This window comes from Ruegeria sp. CL6 (assembly GCF_056536465.1).
Genome location: NZ_JBQFPR010000005.1, coordinates 305,175 through 323,406, shown reverse-complemented (window position 1 = coordinate 323,406; position 18,232 = coordinate 305,175). Strand labels below are relative to the sequence as shown.

Annotated in this window: 15 protein-coding genes; 8 read left to right on the top strand and 7 right to left on the bottom strand. The window is 56.3% G+C overall.

Going from position 1 to position 18,232, the window contains the following annotated elements; translation table 11 throughout:
- The first annotated feature begins 12 nt into the window (after nucleotides 1-12).
- Nucleotides 13-1,242 (top strand): glycosyltransferase family protein, encoded by a 1,230-nt coding sequence (locus tag ACR0LH_RS16040; protein WP_170417089.1) that lies wholly within the window; start codon nucleotides 13-15, stop codon nucleotides 1,240-1,242.
- On the opposite strand, the gene ACR0LH_RS16035 is transcribed toward ACR0LH_RS16040, so the two are convergent.
- Both ACR0LH_RS16035 and ACR0LH_RS16030 read right to left on the bottom strand, forming a co-directional pair.
- Nucleotides 1,226-2,971: a sugar phosphorylase gene (locus ACR0LH_RS16035; protein WP_480721664.1), complete on the bottom strand. Its 1,746-nt coding sequence runs from the start codon at nucleotides 2,969-2,971 to the stop codon at nucleotides 1,226-1,228. The genes ACR0LH_RS16040 and ACR0LH_RS16035 overlap by 17 nt on opposite strands.
- 132 nt (nucleotides 2,972-3,103) lie before the next feature.
- Nucleotides 3,104-3,721 (bottom strand): TetR/AcrR family transcriptional regulator, encoded by a 618-nt coding sequence (locus tag ACR0LH_RS16030; protein ID WP_170417093.1) that lies wholly within the window; start codon nucleotides 3,719-3,721, stop codon nucleotides 3,104-3,106.
- 201 nt (nucleotides 3,722-3,922) lie between these two features.
- Here ACR0LH_RS16030 and ACR0LH_RS16025 point away from each other — a divergent pair, with 201 nt between their 5' ends.
- From ACR0LH_RS16025 to ACR0LH_RS16005, 5 genes are all read left to right on the top strand, one after another.
- Nucleotides 3,923-4,852, top strand: a complete 930-nt coding sequence (locus ACR0LH_RS16025) for an AEC family transporter (protein WP_170560287.1) — start codon at nucleotides 3,923-3,925, stop codon at nucleotides 4,850-4,852.
- A 105-nt stretch (nucleotides 4,853-4,957) separates the two neighbouring features.
- On the top strand, nucleotides 4,958-5,791 hold the full coding sequence (fghA, locus tag ACR0LH_RS16020; RefSeq protein WP_170417097.1) for an S-formylglutathione hydrolase: 834 nt from the start codon (nucleotides 4,958-4,960) through the stop codon (nucleotides 5,789-5,791).
- Nucleotides 5,792-5,794: 3 nt separating this feature from the next.
- Nucleotides 5,795-7,243: a Si-specific NAD(P)(+) transhydrogenase gene (gene sthA, locus ACR0LH_RS16015; protein ID WP_170417099.1), complete on the top strand. Its 1,449-nt coding sequence runs from the start codon at nucleotides 5,795-5,797 to the stop codon at nucleotides 7,241-7,243.
- On the top strand, nucleotides 7,240-7,695 hold the full coding sequence (locus ACR0LH_RS16010) for a YaiI/YqxD family protein (RefSeq protein WP_480721662.1): 456 nt from the start codon (nucleotides 7,240-7,242) through the stop codon (nucleotides 7,693-7,695). The genes sthA and ACR0LH_RS16010 overlap by 4 nt, the downstream gene beginning before the upstream one ends.
- 142 nt (nucleotides 7,696-7,837) lie before the next feature.
- Complete coding sequence (locus ACR0LH_RS16005; protein ID WP_170417103.1) at nucleotides 7,838-8,458, top strand: HAD family hydrolase; 621 nt, start codon at nucleotides 7,838-7,840, stop codon at nucleotides 8,456-8,458.
- Nucleotide 8,459: 1 nt separating this feature from the next.
- Here ACR0LH_RS16005 and ACR0LH_RS16000 read toward each other — a convergent pair whose 3' ends face one another.
- Nucleotides 8,460-9,695 carry an MFS transporter gene (locus ACR0LH_RS16000; protein ID WP_170417105.1) on the bottom strand — a complete coding sequence of 412 codons (1,236 nt, stop codon included), beginning with the start codon at nucleotides 9,693-9,695 and terminating at the stop codon, nucleotides 8,460-8,462.
- Between the two features lie 146 nt (nucleotides 9,696-9,841).
- Between ACR0LH_RS16000 and zapE the strand changes: the two genes are divergently transcribed.
- Entirely contained in the window at nucleotides 9,842-10,900 is a 1,059-nt protein-coding gene (zapE, locus tag ACR0LH_RS15995; protein ID WP_480721661.1) for a cell division protein ZapE, read from the top strand.
- A 63-nt stretch (nucleotides 10,901-10,963) separates the two neighbouring features.
- On the opposite strand, the gene ACR0LH_RS15990 is transcribed toward zapE, so the two are convergent.
- The 4 genes from ACR0LH_RS15990 to ACR0LH_RS15975 are packed head-to-tail and all read right to left on the bottom strand — an operon-like array spanning nucleotide 10,964 to nucleotide 17,214.
- The gene (locus ACR0LH_RS15990; RefSeq protein ID WP_170417109.1) at nucleotides 10,964-12,238 is read right to left on the bottom strand and encodes a bifunctional folylpolyglutamate synthase/dihydrofolate synthase; all 1,275 of its coding nucleotides are present in this window, start codon (nucleotides 12,236-12,238) and stop codon (nucleotides 10,964-10,966) included.
- Nucleotides 12,235-13,167 (bottom strand): acetyl-CoA carboxylase, carboxyltransferase subunit beta, encoded by a 933-nt coding sequence (gene accD / locus ACR0LH_RS15985; protein ID WP_170417111.1) that lies wholly within the window; start codon nucleotides 13,165-13,167, stop codon nucleotides 12,235-12,237. The genes ACR0LH_RS15990 and accD overlap by 4 nt, the downstream gene beginning before the upstream one ends.
- A gap of 59 nt (nucleotides 13,168-13,226) precedes the next feature.
- Nucleotides 13,227-14,135, bottom strand: coding sequence for a CPBP family intramembrane glutamic endopeptidase (locus tag ACR0LH_RS15980; protein ID WP_480681581.1), 909 nt, complete (start codon nucleotides 14,133-14,135; stop codon nucleotides 13,227-13,229).
- Entirely contained in the window at nucleotides 14,116-17,214 is a 3,099-nt protein-coding gene (locus ACR0LH_RS15975; protein ID WP_170417272.1) for an ABC transporter transmembrane domain-containing protein, read from the bottom strand. Before ACR0LH_RS15975 ends, ACR0LH_RS15980 begins: the two co-directional genes overlap by 20 nt.
- A gap of 246 nt (nucleotides 17,215-17,460) precedes the next feature.
- Between ACR0LH_RS15975 and ACR0LH_RS15970 the strand changes: the two genes are divergently transcribed.
- Entirely contained in the window at nucleotides 17,461-18,222 is a 762-nt protein-coding gene (locus ACR0LH_RS15970; protein ID WP_170552698.1) for a DUF6478 family protein, read from the top strand.
- The last annotated feature ends 10 nt before the right edge of the window (nucleotides 18,223-18,232 follow it).

Here is an 18,232-nt window from a genome sequence, read left to right as displayed (position 1 = left end):
GAGGCTATAGACATGGCAGACTTCCACCAGAACGGAAACATCACGACCCTGCACAATTTGCGCAGCAGGCCCACCGGTCATCTGTCGCACGAGATTTCTGTCTTTGCGGAGACCCGAAAAATCACTCTGATCCTGCCATGCCTGTATTCCGAACTGGAAGGACCCGCGCTTGCCGGAATCCTGAAGGAACTGTCGCAGGTTTCGTATCTTCATCGTGTCATTATCGGGTTGGATCAAGCGGATGAAGAACAATACCGCAAAGCGCGTGAGTTCTTTTCTGACCTACCGCAGAACCACGCCGTTATCTGGAACGACAGCCCCCGACTGACGCATCTGCAAACACATCTTAGCGAATTGGGGCTGGCACCGCAGGAACCCGGCAAGGGCAAGAATGTCTGGTCTTGCATCGGCTACCTTCTGGCCTGCGCCGACAGCTCCGTTATGGCGATCCACGACTGTGATATCGTGACCTACAACCGAGAAATGCTGGACCGGTTGGTATATCCGGTGGTGAACCCGACCTTTCCTTTCCAGATGGCAAAAGGGTTCTACCCCCGTATTGGGGATGGCAAGCTGAACGGTCGTGTGACGCGCTTGCTGGTGAGCCCCCTGCTGATTGCTTTGAAAAAGGTGATTGGCGACCGAGATTACCTAGATTACTTGCGCAGCTTCCGTTACCCACTGTCCGGTGAGTTTGCGATCCGCACTCCCACCTTGCCTGATTTGCGTATCCCTTCGGACTGGGGGCTTGAGATAGGCGTTCTGTCTGAGGCGTGGCGCAACCTTGCGCCCAAATCGGTCTGCCAAGTCGAGATTGCCGACAATTACGACCACAAACATCAGGACCTTTCGCCCGAGGACGCCAATCGCGGCCTTAGCCGTATGTCCACCGATATCTGCAAGGCGATTTTCAGAAAGCTGGCCGCCGATGGCACGGTGTTTACGCCGAACACTTTCCGCACACTCAAGGCGACGTATTACCGATCCGCGCTGGACCTGCTCGAGGGTTACTACACCGATGCCAAAATGAACGGGCTTGAGCTGGACCGCCACAAAGAAGAAAAGTCCATCGAGCTGTTCGCCGAAAACATCATCCGCGCCGGACAGGTATTCCTGGACAACCCGCACGAGACTCCGTTCATTCCAACATGGAACCGCGTTCATTCAGCCGACCCAGAGTTTCTTTTGCGGTTGAAGGCTGCCGTATCCAGCGATCTCGACGAGTTTACTCCGCGTTCGTGATCCAGCGGCACTGATAAGGGGCCAGAACGATATCTGGCCCATTTGTGGGCAGGATCTCTCCGGTTAGGGCATCGGTCCATACTTCTTCGGCAATCATGTTGATCTCGGCAGGACTGACGTGGACCTGTTCGGCCGAGACGTTGTGCAGCGCAAAGATTGACTGGCTGCGGTCCAGGCTTTGTCTCCATATGCCAAACACGCGTTCATCCAGCCGCAGGGTGAACTGCGTGGCATTCGGGTGGAACGCAGGCTGTTGAGCGCGCAAACGTAAACGACGGGACAATTCCGAAAGCACAAGCGCCTGATTAGAGCCTGGATCTGCAAGCCGCGCCAAAAGGTCAGGATAGTGCCAGCGGTGACGGTTGATCGCCCTGTTCATACCGCGACGTTCCACGGCCGCGTGATCGTTCGGAGTCGCCAGAAGCGAATGAATGTAAAATGCCGGAATACCCTCAAGCGACATCACGATGGTTTGTGAGCATATGAACCGCGCCAGATGATAGCGATCTTCGCCATGGAACGTCTCGCGCATGGCTTCAAAATAGCCGCAGTTCAACTCGTAGGGTTCCTCGCGCCCATCCGGAAGGGTACGCATCGAAACCAGACCACCAATCCGGCACACCGTGTCGATCATGCGCTCTTTCTCGTCGGGCGGCAGCAATCCTTCTGCCGGGCGCATTCCTATTCCGTCGTGACTGGCGGTGAAATTCAAATACGCGCACCCCAACTGGGCCGGTGGCATCGCAGCCTGCCATTCACACAAATATTGCGCCGTGCCCGACTGCATTGCGTGCAGGATCAAGGGGGGGAGTGGGAAATTATAGACGGCATGCGCCTCGTTCCGGTTGCCGAAGTAACTCAGGTTCTCGGTGCGCGGGACGTTTGTTTCGGTCAGCAGTACAAGTGTTTCAGTGGCGTAGTCGCACAGCAGTCTAAGTAATTGGACGATCGCGTGGGTTTGCGGCAAATGAATGCAGTTGGTGCCGATTTCCTTCCAGATAAAGGCCACAGCATCCAGTCGTAATATCCGAACACCCTTGTCGATATGCAGGCGGATGATCCGTAGCATTTCAACCAGAACCTCTGGGTTCGAAAAATCCAGATCAACCTGATCGTGGCTGAAGGTGCACCATACGTACTTCTCACCATCACTTGTTTCGACCTGTCGCAGCAAAGGCGTGGTACGAGGCCGCACAACTTCGGAAAGATCGTCCTCGGGTGATGCTTCAAAGAAAAACCGGTCGTGTGGTGACTTGCCCTGAAGGTAGTTGGTGAACCACGCGCCCTGACTTGAGACGTGATTTAACACAAGATCGGACATCAGATGAAAATCATCCGCGATACGGGTGATGTCTGGCCAGTCACCCAGCTGAGCACTGACGCTGTAGTAGTCGGAAACCGCGAATCCGTCGTCAGATGTAAACGGGAAAAATGGCAGGATGTGAACGCCGTTTACCACCCCGCTCAAGTGTCGCACGAGGAAATCGTGCAGCAGGTCCAAGGGCTTGTGTGCCTGATCCTCGATCGAATTGCCGTAGGTTATTAGAACGCTGTCCTTTTCCGACCACAGCTTGTTGCCGGGCTTACGCCCCTGCTTGCGCCTGTGAGTTTCAGGAGGCCAGAAGGCTTCAACGATCTGGTGCGCCAACTCTGATTGATCGTGTTCAGGGTATATCTGAACAAGCAAGTCGTTCAGGCGTCGGGAAAAGCTGGAATTCTCGGTCGTCAAAAGTTACATGCCCTTCGCTTCGTCCGCCCGATGTTTTTCCAGAACTGTCAGCCTGTCAAATCGAACAGTCGTTCCAGCGCCACACCCGCAGGTGCATGCACATTTTTTAGACATCGTTTGGGATCACTGGGTTCAAACCGCGTAGCGCGCCATGAACATGTCCACCGCTTGCAACGCGACTTCGTTTATCTCAGCCTGGGAAAAGCTGGTCTGAATACCGAAAGCGGCACGCGACCAAACCCGCACTTTACAAAGCTCGGAGAACTGCTCGGCTGCAATCTGCAGGTCTTCAATCGCCAATTCGCCCTTGTCCACCGCCTTTTGCAGATATTCCACCAAGTGACGCGCGCCGTTCTTGGGACCCGCTTCGTAAAACGCCTGTCCCAGTTCAGGAAACCTGTCACGCTCGGCTACGCAAATGCGGAATACTTGCTGCGCGAATTCGGAAACAAGGAAAGTGGTCAACTGGGTTGCTGCAAGGGTCAGAACCTCGCGCACAGGCTTGGAATCGTCGACCATCGACACGACGTTTTCCGCCATTCGACTGCATTCTGTCTGGGCGACTTCCATGAACAACAGGCGTTTGTCGGGGAAATAGCTGTAAAGCGTGGCCTTGGAAACTCCGGCCGCGCGCGCGATGTCATCGACGCTTGCCCCTTCAAAGCCATCCGCCATGAACACCTCTCGGGCTCCGCGCACCACTTGATCGAACTTTCGACCTGTACGCAGAATGGCGGCTGTTTCGGACATGATCTCTCCTCGGATGCGGATTTCGAGTTTATAAACCGTTCAGTTCAGATTCAACGATTCGCACAGGCTGCTCCCTTTTGGAACGGTTGAGCACGGCAATTTTACCATGCCGGAGAATGGACTGGCCGTTGGGGGCTGTCAGCCAGATCAACGGGTGCGTCGTGCCTTGTCGCTGAGACAAACCATGCTAACACTCTGGGCATGGTCGATATCTTTCTGCGCACGCTTCCCTTTTTTGCGATCATCGGCCTGGGATTCTGGGCTGGGCGCAGCCGGTTCTTTTCAGAAGAAGCAACGGCATACCTGACCAAGTTCGTTTTCTTCTTTGCGTTATCGGCGATGCTGTTTCGATTCGCGGCCACACTTCCCTTCGCGGAAATTTTCAACGCGCGGCTGGTGGTTGGCTATCTTGTTGGCACAGCGGCGGTTTACGCTCTGGCTTCGTGCGTTGCATGGATCAGGGGGCTGGATATCCCCACCGCTGCGGTCGAAGCGCAATGCGCGGCAATCGGCAATGTCGGCTTTTTGGGCCTGCCGATGTTGGCCCTCCTGTTCACCGAAGCCGCTATTGGACCGGTCATGCTGGTTCTTACCGTTGATCTGGTGGTGTTTTCCTCGCTGATTGTGATCCTGATCAATGGCGGACGTGACGGGCGTTTGACACCTTCCACTTTCCGGTTGATTGGTCTGGGGCTGCTCAAGAATCCCATGATCGTTTCGATTTCGGCAGGGCTGCTTTGGTCTGCCTTTCAAGTTCCGGTACCCGCGCCCTTGAACGATTTTCTGACCATTCTCGGCGGAGCGGCGACACCCGGAGCCCTGTTTGCTATCGGGGCATCATTGGCCAGCAAATCCGCCGAGCGTGTGCAGATCGCAGGCTGGCTGAGCTTTTGCAAGCTGGTGATCCACCCCGCTTGCGTCGCCGTCGTTCTGATCTGGATAATTCCTGTCGCCACTTTCCCGGCATCCATTGCCATCGCCGCAGCCGCCCTGCCGGTGGCTGGCAATGTCTATATGCTGGCCGCACATTATGGCGTGGCCCCTCATAGGGCATCGGCAGCAATTTTGTTGTCCACGGTCGCAAGTATCCTGACCGTACCTGCGGTCATAGCCTGGGTCGGAGCGCCTTAGTCTTGTTATTCGCCAAGAATTCTTGCCCTCGGCCACGCTCGGGCTTTACGCAAGAGCTTGGTAAGGATAGCCATGCCGCGAACCTAACGTAAGGACACAAGCCAGATGGAAACCCTTTCGGAAAACGCCTGCTTCGGAGGCGTTCAAGGCGTCTACCGCCATGCCTCTACCGCCTGCCAGTGCGATATGACATTTGGCCTGTTTCTGCCTGCCGAGGCCAAGGACGGCCCCGTCCCGGTTTTGTGGTACCTGTCCGGCCTGACCTGCACCCACGAAAATGCGATGACCAAGGCAGGTGCACAGGCGTGGGCCGCAGAACAGGGTATCGCTGTGGTGTTCCCCGACACTTCTCCGCGCGGCGAAGGCATCGCCGACCATGACGACTATGATTTGGGGCAAGGGGCCGGGTTCTACGTGAACGCAACACAGGAACCTTGGGCACCGCATTTCAACATGTGGGACTACGTGGCCGAGGAATTGCCGGCATTGCTGATCAATCGTTTCGCCATTGACGGCGACCGACAAGCAATCACGGGCCATTCAATGGGGGGTCACGGCGCGCTGACCCTCGCGATGAACCTGCCCGGAAGATACCGGTCAGTTTCCGCCTTTGCACCAATTTCCAACCCAACCGGAGCAGATTGGGGCCGCAAGCAATTGAGCGCCTATTTGGGCGAGGACGAGGCGAAGTGGGTCAAACATGATGCAGCGCTATTGATGAAAGAAAAGGGCTTTGACGGCCCCATTCTGATCGATACGGGGGCCAACGATCAGTTTATCGACCTGCTGCGACCGGAAAAACTGGCGCAGGCCATTGCAGAGCGTCGCCAACAGGCAACCTTTCGACTACAGCCCGGCTATGACCACTCGTATTTCTTTGTGTCGACCTTCATGGAAGACCACATCTCATTCCACGCCGAGGCGCTATACGGAGACTGAGGCATGAGCGAATATGATTTTGACCTGATCATCATCGGATCAGGCCCGTCAGGACGTGCGGCTGCGATTCAGGCAGGCAAGCTGAAACGGCGTGTATTGGTTGTCGACCGAAAGGACCGCTTCGGAGGCGTCTCGGTTCATACCGGCACGATTCCGTCGAAAACCCTGCGCGAGACAGTGCTGAACCTCTCGGGCTGGCGCGAACGCAGCTTTTATGGCCGGTCCTACAGGGTAAAGGATCAAATCCGCGCCGAAGACCTGAAGGCCCGGTTGCACATGACGTTGGACCATGAGGTTGATGTGCTAGAGCATCAGTTCAACCGAAACCATGTTGAAACCCTGAATGGTCTGGCAAGGTTTGTAGGGCCGCATGAGGTCGAGGTAGCCACGGATGCAGGCGAAACCACGCGTCTGACGGCCTCGAAATTCCTGATTGCCACAGGCACAAAAACGTACCGCCCCGACTATGTGCCATTTAACGGCAAGACCGTCGTTGACGGCGACGACTTTCTGGAAATGGCCGAGATTCCGCGTTCTCTGGTCGTGATCGGGGCCGGAGTGATTGGTGTCGAATACGCAACCATGTTCTCGGCGCTGGACGTGCGGGTGACATTGATCGAACCGCGCGATACCTTCCTGGATTTCATCGACAGCCGATTAATCCACGACTTTACCCACCAGATTCGCGAAAACGGTGTCGACCTGCGGCTGGGTTCGGCGGTTGAGAAAATCGAAGATGCCGGGGGGCATGTTGAAGTGACGATGGCAAACGGGCGTCATGTTCGCGCCGAGATGCTGTTGTTCGCTGCCGGTAGAATGGGCGCAACATCCGCCCTGAACCTAAAGGCCGTTGGATTGGAGACGGACCACCGCAACCGAATCACAGTGGACCGCAAAACCTATCAGACCGCCGTGCCCCATATCTACGCAACCGGTGACGTGATCGGACACCCTTCGCTGGCCTCTACCTCGTTGCAGCAAGGGCGCGTCGCAGCGTGCCATGCGCTTGAAACCCCTACCCTGCCGGAAAGCCCCTGGTACCCCTATGGCATCTACTCGGTGCCCGAAATTTCCACCTGCGGCATGTCCGAGGAAGAGTTGCAGGAACGCGGAATCCCCTATGAGGTCGGTGTCGCGCGGTTCCGCGAGACCTCGCGCGGGCACATAATGGGGTTAGAGCACGGAATGTTGAAGATGCTGTTTTCATTGAAAACACGTCGGGTTCTGGGCGTGCAGATCGTGGGTGAAGGTGCCACAGAACTGATCCATATCGCCCAGGCTGTATTGAACCTGAAAGGCACGGTGGATTATTTCGTGCAGAACACTTTCAACTATCCCACGCTGGCCGAAGCCTACAAGATCGCGGGGCTGGATGCCTTCAACCGCATGCCAATTCCCGAGGAGTTCAAGGTGCGCAAAAAGCCGGTCCAGACACAGGCGAAAAAAGCGTGACGACTCTCTACATCGATGCAGACGCCTGCCCGGTGAAGGCCGAAGCCGAACGTGTGGCCACCCGGCACAAAGTGCCCCTGAAGCTGGTGTCGAACGGAGGGCTGCGCCCGTCCTCGAACCCTCTGGTGCAGACTGTGATCGTGCCGGAGGGCGCGGATGTGGCTGACAAATGGATTGCCAAGCGTTGTGGGCCACGCGACGTTGTCGTCACATCCGACATCCCGCTTGCCGCAAAATGTGTGGAGGCTGGCGCGCGGGTCCTGCGACCCAACGGCGAAACCTTCACTGCGGCAAATATCGGGCAGCAACTGGCGATGCGCGACCTGATGGCCGACCTGCGCGCGGCCAATCCGTTGGGTACGGGCGGCGGTGGTAAGCCGTTCGGCAAGGCGGACCGGTCTCGGTTTCTGGATGCTTTGGAACGAGAACTCAGGAGCGCGTTGAGGGGTTAGCACTCCCGCCCGTCAGACGCACATCAAAGATGCGCTCGTCCGGTTGGGCCGTGCAGCGCTGCGCGCTGCGGTTGGGCCTTGTAAATCCTTGTTTATATTGGTTCAGTCGGTGGCGATAGAATTTCGCAGTACAGGTGCGCTCATGCCGGTTGAAGCCGTAATTTTCGACATTGGAAATGTTCTAATCGAGTGGCAGCCCGAGCGTTACTACGACAAGGTGATCGGAGAAGATCGTCGCCGGGCAATGTTTGCCGAAGTGGATTTGCACGGAATGAATGACCTTGTTGATCAGGGCCATCACTTTACCGAAACGATTTATGACTGGGCTGAGAATTACCCCGACTGGCGCGAAGAAATCCGAATGTGGCATGACAAGTGGATCGAGCTTGCCGCACCTGAAATCCCTCATTCTGTTCGCCTCCAGCGCGCGCTGCGTGCAAACGGTATCCCGGTTTATGCTCTTACAAATTTCGGGGTCCAGAATTTTGACTTTGCTACAACTGTTTACCCGTTCTTAAACGAATTCGACCGGCACTATGTCTCGGGAAGGATGCGGGCCGTGAAACCGCATATCCCAATTTACCAGATGGTCGAGGAAGATTGTGGGCTGCCACCTGAGACGTTGCTGTTCACCGACGATCGGATGGAAAATATCGAAACGGCACAATCACGGGGCTGGCAGACACACCATTTCGACGGACCGCAGGGTTGGGCAAAGCGACTGGTAGCCGAAGGATTATTGAAGCCGAGCGAAGCCGTTTAGATCAGGCAGCGACTGCAACTCTGTTTTCGCGTATTGGCAAGTGGACGATTGCACTGAACGCGCCAATGGCGACTCCGATCCACCAGACAAAGGTGTAGTCTCCGTATTGGTCATATAAACGGCCACCCAGCCAAACACCCAGGAAGCTGCCAAGCTGATGGCTGAAAAAGATGATCCCGTAGAGAGTGCCCATGTAGCGCAGGCCGTAGAGGTGTGCGACCAGCCCTGATGTAAGCGGTATCGTCGCCAGCCAGAGAGACCCCATTACCAGCGAAAAGACCACAACGGAAACCGGCGTAATCGGAAAGATTATGAAGGCCGCCGCCGCCAGCGTACGAGCGGTATAGATCCCGGCCAGGAGGTACTTTTTAGGGAAATGATTTCCAGCCCAGCCTGCCAAAAGTGTGCCGGCTATATTTGCCATTCCTATCAGAGAAATTGATACGGCCCCCAAAGCCGAAGTGGACGTAATGCCGATTGAATGAAGAACACCTCCCGGTTGGATCGGGCCACACATTTCGGTCACGAAAGCAGGAAAGTGGGCGGTTATGAAGCCAAGCTGATAGCCGCAACTAAAAAAGCCCAAAAAGATCAGCGTATAGGATGGGTCCCTGAAGGCTTTGGTCAAAATCCGGCCCATGCTTTCTTTCAGCTCGTCCCTGCTGATGGCTTGCGGTGCGCGCATGAAAGGCAAGGTCACCACCAAAGCCAGAATAACGACGGCGAATACGATGAAGACTTGCTGCCAGGGCAGGAACGTCAACATCCACTCTGCCGCCGGAGCGCCTAAAACCTGCCCGAAGCTGCCCGCGGCCGTCACGATCGCAAGCGACATCGACCGGTTTTCATCCGAGGAGGCGCGGCCAACCACAGCCAGAATGACGCCGAAACCAGTACCAGCAATGCCAAAGCCCACCAGCCATGCATACATCTGGTGCTCAAAGGGGGTAACGGACCAGGCCGACAGCACCATACCCGCCGCATAGGTCAACGCGCCCAAGAAGATTGCACGCCTGTCTCCTACCTTTTCGGCAATGGCTCCAAAAATCGGCTGACCTATCCCCCATGCAAGGTTCTGGATCGCGATCGCCATCGAAAAGTCCGTGCGCAGCCAACCGAACTCGTCAGCGATTGGAATCTGAAAAACACCAAAAGACGCACGAACGGCGAAACTGACCGTGACTATGATACATCCCACGACCAGGATTGGATTTATCAGGCGGGCAGATTGCGGCATTGGATCCTCGAACTCTGGAAAGCGGGACGGTAGCCGAAATCATCCGCGGGTCAATTCAGGAGTTTTGAGACATCAGATAAGCAAATTTGATATGACGTTCAAATGGCTGCTTTTCAACGGACAGAGCGGAGGGTATGCCTCGGGATATGACGGATTTGATTAGGCTTTACGAGGCGCGCGTCGCTGACGGCTCGTTGACACGGGATGACGCACAAGAAGCAGTTCTTCCCCAATTTGAACGAATCCGATCAGCGCTGTCCACACCGGTCAAACGAGGCTTCCTCCGCAAGGCTCCTCCGCCGCCCAAAGGGTTATACCTGTGGGGTGGTGTTGGGCGCGGCAAATCGATGTTGATGGATATGTTTGTCGAGGCGCTTGAAAACATCCCAGCGCGGCGGGTGCACTTTCACGCATTCATGCAGGAAATCCACGCAGGGATGCACAAAGCCCGCAATGAAGGTGTAGAGGATGCCTTGGCCCCTGTCGCTGACGCCGTGGTCAAATCCGTTAGACTGCTGGCGTTTGACGAAATGCAGATTACTGACATCACGGACGCGATGATAGTCGGTCGCCTGTTCGATCTGTTACACGCAGGTGGCGTCGTGGTTATTACAACCTCAAACCGCCATCCGGATGACTTGTACAAGGATGGTCTGAACCGGCAGCTTTTCTTGCCATTCATTGCGCATATCAAAGAACAGTTGCAGGTGTGGGAATTGGTCTCGCCGACTGACTACCGCCAAAACCGTCTGGAAGGTGCTCCGGTCTATTTCACTCCGATTGGACCGGAAGCGCGGCAGAGCATCAAGTCTGTCTGGAACGATCTGTCCGGAGGAGCCGCCGAGCCGTTGATTTTGCAGGTCAATGGACGATCCGTTGAGTTGCCTGCCTTTCGGAACGGCGTCGCGCGGGCCAGCTTTTATGATCTTTGCGGACGAATGCTGGGGCCGGCGGACTATCTTGCCATCGCTGAAGTCGTAAAGGTTCTGGTACTCGAAGATGTTCCGCGCCTGTCGCGCAACAACTTCAATGAAGCCAAGCGCTTTGTGACATTGATCGACGCGTTATACGAGGCCCGGGTGCGACTGATTTGTTCGGCAGCGGCCGAGCCTGAGATGCTGTATGTCGAGGGAGAGGGAACCTTTGAGTTTGAGCGTACCGCGTCGCGCCTGCGAGAGATGCAGGATCAGGATTGGGGGAAATAGGGGGCTCTGCCCCCGCCGCGCTTTGCGCGCCTCCCCCGGGATATTTTTAGGCCAGGTGAAGTGCTAGGCGTTTTCGCGGAGAATGTTCCCGGCCAGATAAAGGGAGCCGCAGATCAGGACGCGGGCCTGTGGATCACTATCGACAATGGACTTGAGAGCCTCTGTGACGCTGCCTGCCGTGGTTGATGTCAATCCCACTTGTGAGGCTGCGGCTGCTGTCTCATCCGCGCTTAGGGTTGCTGCCTCGCCGGGAATTGATACCGCGGTCAGGCTTTGACATTGATCAGCCAACGGCCTCAGGTACCCGGTCACATCCTTTGTGTTCAGCATACCGCAGATCATATGCGTCGGACGCGATGGCAGTTTCGCAAGCACATCCGCGAGCGCGGCACCTGCGGCGGCATTGTGGCCTCCGTCCAGCCATAGTTCAGCATCTTGGGCTTGCTCGACCAAAGGGCCGGATTTCAAGCGTTGCATCCGGGCGGGCCACTCGGCCTTTGTGACCGCAGCTTCGTACGCGTCGTCGCCCAGTTCCAGATGCCGCAGAACGGCAAGGGCAGCGCCTGCGTTCTGAATCTGGTGTGCGCCCAGAAGATTCGGCAGCGGCAGGTCACGCAGGCCTGTTTCGTCCTGATACACCAGACGCCCGTTTTCTTCGACGACATGCCAGTGTTGGCCGTGAACCAACAGGGGCGCGCCAAAGCGTGCGGCGGTGTATTCAATCACCTCCAGCGCTTCATCCTGTTGCGGCCCAACGATACACGGGACTCCGGGTTTGATGATGCCCGCTTTCTCGGCCGCGATCTTTCCAAGGGTATTCCCCAGAAATTGTTCATGGTCGATGGATATTGGCGTGATCACTGTCACCGCGGGTTCGTGCACAACATTTGTCGCATCCAGACGTCCGCCCAGCCCGACTTCGAGCAGGGTGTAGTCCGCAGCCGAGCGCGAAAAGGCCAGAAGCGCGGCACATGTTGTGATCTCAAAATACGTGATGTTTTCACCGTTATTCGCGGCGTAACACTCGTCCAGCACTTCGGTCAGTGCGGGTTCGGAAATCAGCTCTCCGGCGAGACGAATCCGTTCGTGAAACCGCGCCAAGTGGGGTGAAGTATAGGCATGAGCCTTCAGCCCGGCCCCTTCCAACCCGGCTCGGATCATGGCTTGCGTCGACCCTTTGCCGTTTGTTCCAGCAATATGGATGACGGGCGGCAGTTTTTCCTGCGGATTGTCCAAAGCACCAAGCAAACGCCAGACGCGATCCAAGGTCAGGTCAATGATCTTGGGATGAAGCGCCATCATCCGTTCGAGGATGAGGTCCGAGGACTGAGGAGTCATTTATCTTCCGCAGTGTCAGCCGAATTATCAGGCTGGGCTTCTTCAGGTTTGGGAGCTGGAAGATCACCTTTGACAGCAGGAGGCTGGTTCATCAACATCCGCGTGATGGTGATCAGTTCCTCACGCATTTCTGTACGCTTGGTCACCCGATCCAACATCCCGTGATCCAACAGGTATTCCGCGCGTTGGAACCCTTCGGGCAGTTTCTCGCGGATGGTTTGTTCAATCACGCGCGGCCCGGCAAAGCAGATCAGAGCGTTGGGTTCCGAGATATGCACGTCGCCAAGCATCGCGTATGACGCCGTGACCCCGCCTGTGGTCGGGTGGGTCAGGACGACGATGTAAGGCAGGTTGGCTTCCTTTAGCATTTCAACCGCCACCGTGGTACGCGGCATTTGCATCAGGCTTAGAATACCTTCCTGCATCCGTGCGCCACCTGCAGCCGAGAACAGGATCAACGGCCGCTTGAGCTTTACCGCTTCTTGAGCGGCGGCAATGATGGCGTTGCCGACATACATGCCCATCGACCCGCCCATGAAAGAAAAGTCCTGTGCCGCAGCAACGATCGGCGTGCGCCCGATTTCACCCTTGGCGACAAGCATCGCTTCTTTTTCGCCGGTCTTTTTCTGAGCCGCCTTCATGCGGTCCGGGTATTTTTTCTGATCCCGGAATTGCAGCGGGTCGTCCTTTGGGGCGGGAACGTCTACTTCGGTGAAGATTCCGCCATCAAACAAATGCTGGAATCGGTCCCGCGGTGTGATGGCCATGTGATGGTCACACTGGGTACAGACATTCTGGTTCTCCGCCAGCTCGCGGTGAAACAGCATCGTCCCGCACTCATTGCATTTGTGCCAAAGGTTTTCGGGCACTTCCCGACGCGAGAAGATCGAGTTGATCCGGGGGCGGACGTAATTTGTGATCCAGTTCATATCGGAACCTTGCTAGTGCGGCTTGGAGGTCAAATAAGACGCTACGGAAAGAAATGCAATCAGCGCCTGAGCGCAAGGCGCGCAGTCAGCCAGCTAACAAGCATAACCGCGAAGTCCACATACAACCACGCCCGCAGCGCACTGGTATTCGACATATCATAGGGCAAAATAAACAGTGCCAAACCGCTTAGGTTGTCTGGCAGGGAAATAATCAGCAAAGCCACCATATTATTGAAGAAATGCATGGCGATAGCCGGACCCAACGTGCCGGACCGAGCTGTCAAGTCAGCCGCAAAAAGCCCGAACACACAGGACCAAAGCGCGATTAAACCTGCGTTTTCACCGGCTGCGGCGGGCGCGTAGTGACCAAGAGCAAACAAAAGCGACGGAAGGCCCATCCAAATGATCGGAGATCGGAAACGTGCGGCGAGGCTTTGCTGTATATAGCCCCGAAACAGCACTTCTTCGGCACTGGTCTGAATCAGCACGGCGATCAGCGATAGAGGAAGAAGAAGGATCCAAGTCGTTAATTCCACGTTTGGTGTCAGCGCCGCGCCCATGTCATAGGGCGGCAAAACAACAACCGCGACGCCAAGAATCAAAAGTGCCCTGAAAACGAGCCAGAACTGCGCAACAGTTTCGCGAAATGGTCCCAGAACCGAACTCAGGGTTCTTCGCTGAAGTCGTCGGACCGCCAGCCAGACACCCAAGGTAACAAAACAAAAGCTGGATAGTAGAATCAGCATCGCGAAGGGTGAAGAACCCGTTAGAAACGCTTCGGTCCACTCATGGGACGCAAAACCGACCACAACGCTGAAAAGAACAAGGTTCAGGACAGTCACGACTGCCGCGACAATACCGAGACCAACAAGCAGCCGCCAAAGCTCGGGCCTTGCCCGGACGCCAGAGACAAGACCTTCGTGAGCAGCGTATGAGGCGGGGCGGGATTCAGGCACGTTCGCTTTCACTTTCTGTCTGCTCCGACTCGTCGAAGAATACGGTCGAATCTTTGGATGCGTTTATTCGATCCGCAAGCGTAGTCAGATAACCTGCAACCGTTTCCAGCAGTTGAACCGCGACACTCGCATCGCTTTCCACCACCGCGCGCAATTCCTCAGCGCCGATCCGAAGGAACGAACAATCGCTGATCGCAACCAGGTTCAACTGTCTTGGATCACCTGTGATGATCGACAAGTCCCCGATCAGGCGACCGGGCTCGACCGTCGAGATCGATCTGGAACCTCCGCCGTCCTCGGGCCATTCCAGACTGGCTTCACCCGAGATGCAAAGATAGGCGGCATCCGGTGCCTGACCCCGCGAGAAAATCACCTGACCCGCAGCGACTTCGTACCACTGCGCCGAAAACGCCAGAAGACGTTGGTTTTTACCATCAATACCCGAGAACAATTCGGTCGAAGATATGATCTTCAGCTTGCGGCTCAGATCGGCGATCGCGCCCGCTTCGTCCTCGATGAGCGTTTTCGAGACACCGTCGATGCGCCCATCCTTGATTTCGACAAACAGGTCATATGCCTCTGGATGCGCGAAGTGATCCTCCATGAAAATCATAATGGAGTCTGGTAGCAATTCGCGCAGTTTCAGCCGGGTGCGCAGGCGGCTTTCCGAATCGTGGCTGGCCAGCGCCTTGTCGAGGATCAGCACATCAGGCCGCTTGATACCCGCGCGCGAGAACGCAGCCCTTTCCTGGAAAACCGTCGGCAGGTTGTTTCCACCCAGCCCCGAGGGGAGGTCATAGATTATGGCAGCCGCGCGACGGCGCAGTCCCGCCTCATTCATTGCCTCGGCGACAACATCCTCAATTTCGTCCGCATGCGCACCGGCCGTCAGCGAGATACGCCCGAACAACGCGTTTTCCATTGCCGTCATCCGCTCGATATAGGCGTCGGGATCAACCGGGATAAACATTCCGTTCATCGAGGCACGCAGCCTTTCCGCCTGACCGCTTCGGATCGAGAGGATTTTATCCTTGTATTCATCAGGGAAATCCGGGCCGATCTGTTCGGCCGTCAATAGGAAGGGGACAGTCAAAAGCAGAGCCCGTTCGCGTTCGCTGATCGCGTCGTCACCCTTGGCCGTGCGTCGTTCCTCGATGTCCAGCAGCCGGTAATACATGTCCTTGGTCATACCCAGCCGCAGGAACAGCGGGTGGTCCGTGCCATCACGCCCAAACGTCTGGTTCAGGGTTTTCAATACAGCGCTTGAAATGCCCATCGCGTCATCATCCAGATCATGGGCGCGCAACATCGACATGAACCGCCCGTCACCGGCCAGAATATCCGGCGAAATATCCCGCGACGGCGCGGCGTAAAGCAAGTTCCCGCCTAGCGGAACAGTCGGATTGAACAGTTCCGGATCAAAACGGTAGACATAACGGTCTAGCCCCTTTTCCCTGAGCCGCTCGGCAATCAGTCCACGAAGCCCCACAATGTCCCGCGCCAGCGCGGGGTGTTGTACTGGGTCGAACTGACTTCGCAACGTGCGGCGGAACATGAACTCGTCAATGCCCATCGCCTCGACCAGTTGGAACCACCAGTCACGGATGTCGTCGATGTCCTCCAAACCGGCCAAGCCCGGGTCTATCCATTCCTCAGACAGTGAATCCACGGGGTTTCCGGCACGCTCGGCCTCAATCTGCCAGCGGGTGGGTGCCTGTTGCGTTTCCTCCTGGCTTTGCGGATGTGTCCGAAGCGGCATCAACAGGTTGTCGCCCAGTGTCCCATCAAACAGGTAAGGACGAGAATAGGCGTACCCGATCCGGGCCGCGATGACGGCCTGATGCAATTCCTGCAGATCGTGCCCAGCAACGATGACCTCTCCTTGCACAGGTAAAATCTCTCGCGTCAGCAACTGCGCCAGGGCGCTGCGTTCGGCAGCGTTTGACGATTGAATCGCCACGCGCGCGCCTTTTGGAATAGTCAGGTCGATATCCTCAAGTATCGTTTTGCCGTCATCGTCACGAACCGTGATGTTGTGCAACTGGATATCACCGGTCAGGTGCGGGATTGTTTCGGGTTCACCCACGAACAGGTCTTCTGGGATCATGTTGTCTGGGGCGAACCGCTCGGTCACGATTTCCCACCTCAGGGACATGTCCTGAACCTGATTGTAGTAGGTCAGCAAATCCTTCCACGGGCCGCTTAGGTCCTTGTAGGCACCAAGCGCAGCGACAAGCGCCCCAACCGTGACCTCACCCTTGATCGCAAGATAGCCGCCGACCGAATAGAACAGGAACGGCGTGATCTGTGTGATCAGGTTATTGAGGAACTTCATGAAGAACTTCTTGTTGTAGATCTTGAAGCGGATCTCGAACAAGGTTCCCAAACGGTGGCTGAACTGCGCCAGACGATATCGCCAGCCGCCATTTGCGCGCAGGTCACTGATCCCCGCCGCGCTTTCGCCGATTTCCGAACTGAGACTCCGCACCTCTTGAATGCGATCTTTGTTCAGCAGGTTGATCTGGCGCTGCAGCTTGGGGATCAACCATGCCTGCAGCGGGATCAAGGCGATGCTGGCCAGCCCGAACCAGACGCTTTGCATGAACAGGAAGGTGACGATTGTCATCATCTGACCAAACTGAAACACCGGCTGGGCAATCGCGTCGCCCATCAGCCCGCCCATCGGCTCGGCCTCAGAGGTGATCATGGACACCAACTCACCCTGACTGGTGGTGGCAAAATAAGACTTGGGAAACCGCATGGTACGATGGATCAGCGTAAAGCGCAGGCGGCGCAGCATCCGCTCGGCCAGCACGCCCTTCATCGTGTTGATCCGCATCTTCATCAACCCGCTGGCAATCACGGTTGCCAGAAAAGCAAAACACAGGATCAGCAAATACTGGACCTGGGTAAACGTGATCCCCATCACTGTAACGCTATCACCCGGTGCGCCGATGGCATCGTTGATGATCTGCTTGGGCAATTCGAGCGAGGCGTACAGGAACGGAAATGAAAGAACGGTCAGGACCAGCAGCACAAGCTGTTGTTTCTTTGAATACTTCCAGATGAATGAAAATAGAGTGGGTTCCATGCCCCGGCCTTGTATCGAGAATTTGGGTATGCGGTTTTGCGGATGATCCACAGCAATCAGGTGCCGGACGGTAAGCACAGACTCGGGTGATTGCAAGAACGGCACCTGCCCTACCAGAGCCGGGCAGAGCTGCCCAGCCATAACCGTATCCTTGAAGACGGAAAATTAATCCCGCAAGACGCGAATTCCGCTTTATCCCGATCACCGTATTTGACTAAAGAAGGACAGAGTTCAGACGATAGGATCATGGGCAGACTTCTGGATCGCTATATTCACCGCAAGGTCATTGCGCGATGGCGTCAGGCAGCGCAGGACGCGCCGGATGCGACTCCGTCGAATTTGCGCAAGCAACGCGACGAAGCGCGCAGACTGCGCGCCCATCTGGACAAGTTGATACATGAAGCCGATGGCCGCTTGATGCGGCCGTTGATCGGATCAACCCAATTTCCCAAGCCACTCGGCACAGATTGGTGCTGGCGGCCCGACCTCTGGCGCACCCCCCTGCCAAGGTCAGGTGTTGCGTCGGCGCCTCGCAAGGCCGTCATGGATTCGCATGTGACCTTGTTCCATGACTGTACCCTGTCCGAAATCGGCTTGCGTCAAACGCGAAACGCCCGTGACAAAGACTTGGCGGCGTTCGGGCTGGGGATCGAAGTGTTCGGGTTCAATGGATCTTTCCTGTCCCTGACCGTCGATCTGCCGGTCGAGGTTACGCAAGGGTTGACCAAGCAGCACCTGATCCGAACAGATATTCATACCGAAACTGAGCGTCCGCTGAACATATTGGCGCGACTGAACATCCAGCACGGCCCCAACACCGATCAGGTTCTGCGGGCGCTTGATCCGACCAATACCACTAACGTGGTCGATTTCGACCTGGCGCATTTGCCACTGAACGAACGGCGCATCGATAAGGTCTGGATGGACCTGATCCTGGAAAGCCCAAGGATGAACCGCGTCACGCTGCGCGACCTGACCTTTTGCCGCCACTACCGCGCTGATTTGTGAGCTTTGAAAA

Excerpts from the sequence above, each read along its gene's own strand:
- ACR0LH_RS16040 (WP_170417089.1), top strand. The coding sequence starts at position 13 with ATGGCAGACTTCCACCAGAACGGAAACATCACGACCCTGCACAATTTG.
- ACR0LH_RS16005 (WP_170417103.1), top strand. The coding sequence starts at position 7,838 with ATGCCGGTTGAAGCCGTAATTTTCGACATTGGAAATGTTCTAATCGAG.
- ACR0LH_RS15970 (WP_170552698.1), top strand. The coding sequence starts at position 17,461 with ATGGGCAGACTTCTGGATCGCTATATTCACCGCAAGGTCATTGCGCGA.
- ACR0LH_RS16000 (WP_170417105.1), bottom strand. The coding sequence starts at position 9,695 with ATGCCGCAATCTGCCCGCCTGATAAATCCAATCCTGGTCGTGGGATGT.
- sthA (WP_170417099.1), top strand. The coding sequence starts at position 5,795 with ATGAGCGAATATGATTTTGACCTGATCATCATCGGATCAGGCCCGTCA.
- zapE (WP_480721661.1), top strand. The coding sequence starts at position 9,842 with ATGACGGATTTGATTAGGCTTTACGAGGCGCGCGTCGCTGACGGCTCG.
- ACR0LH_RS15975 (WP_170417272.1), bottom strand. The coding sequence starts at position 17,214 with ATGGAACCCACTCTATTTTCATTCATCTGGAAGTATTCAAAGAAACAA.
- fghA (WP_170417097.1), top strand. The coding sequence starts at position 4,958 with ATGGAAACCCTTTCGGAAAACGCCTGCTTCGGAGGCGTTCAAGGCGTC.
- ACR0LH_RS16030 (WP_170417093.1), bottom strand. The coding sequence starts at position 3,721 with ATGTCCGAAACAGCCGCCATTCTGCGTACAGGTCGAAAGTTCGATCAA.
- ACR0LH_RS16025 (WP_170560287.1), top strand. The coding sequence starts at position 3,923 with ATGGTCGATATCTTTCTGCGCACGCTTCCCTTTTTTGCGATCATCGGC.
- accD (WP_170417111.1), bottom strand. The coding sequence starts at position 13,167 with ATGAACTGGATCACAAATTACGTCCGCCCCCGGATCAACTCGATCTTC.
- ACR0LH_RS15990 (WP_170417109.1), bottom strand. The coding sequence starts at position 12,238 with ATGACTCCTCAGTCCTCGGACCTCATCCTCGAACGGATGATGGCGCTT.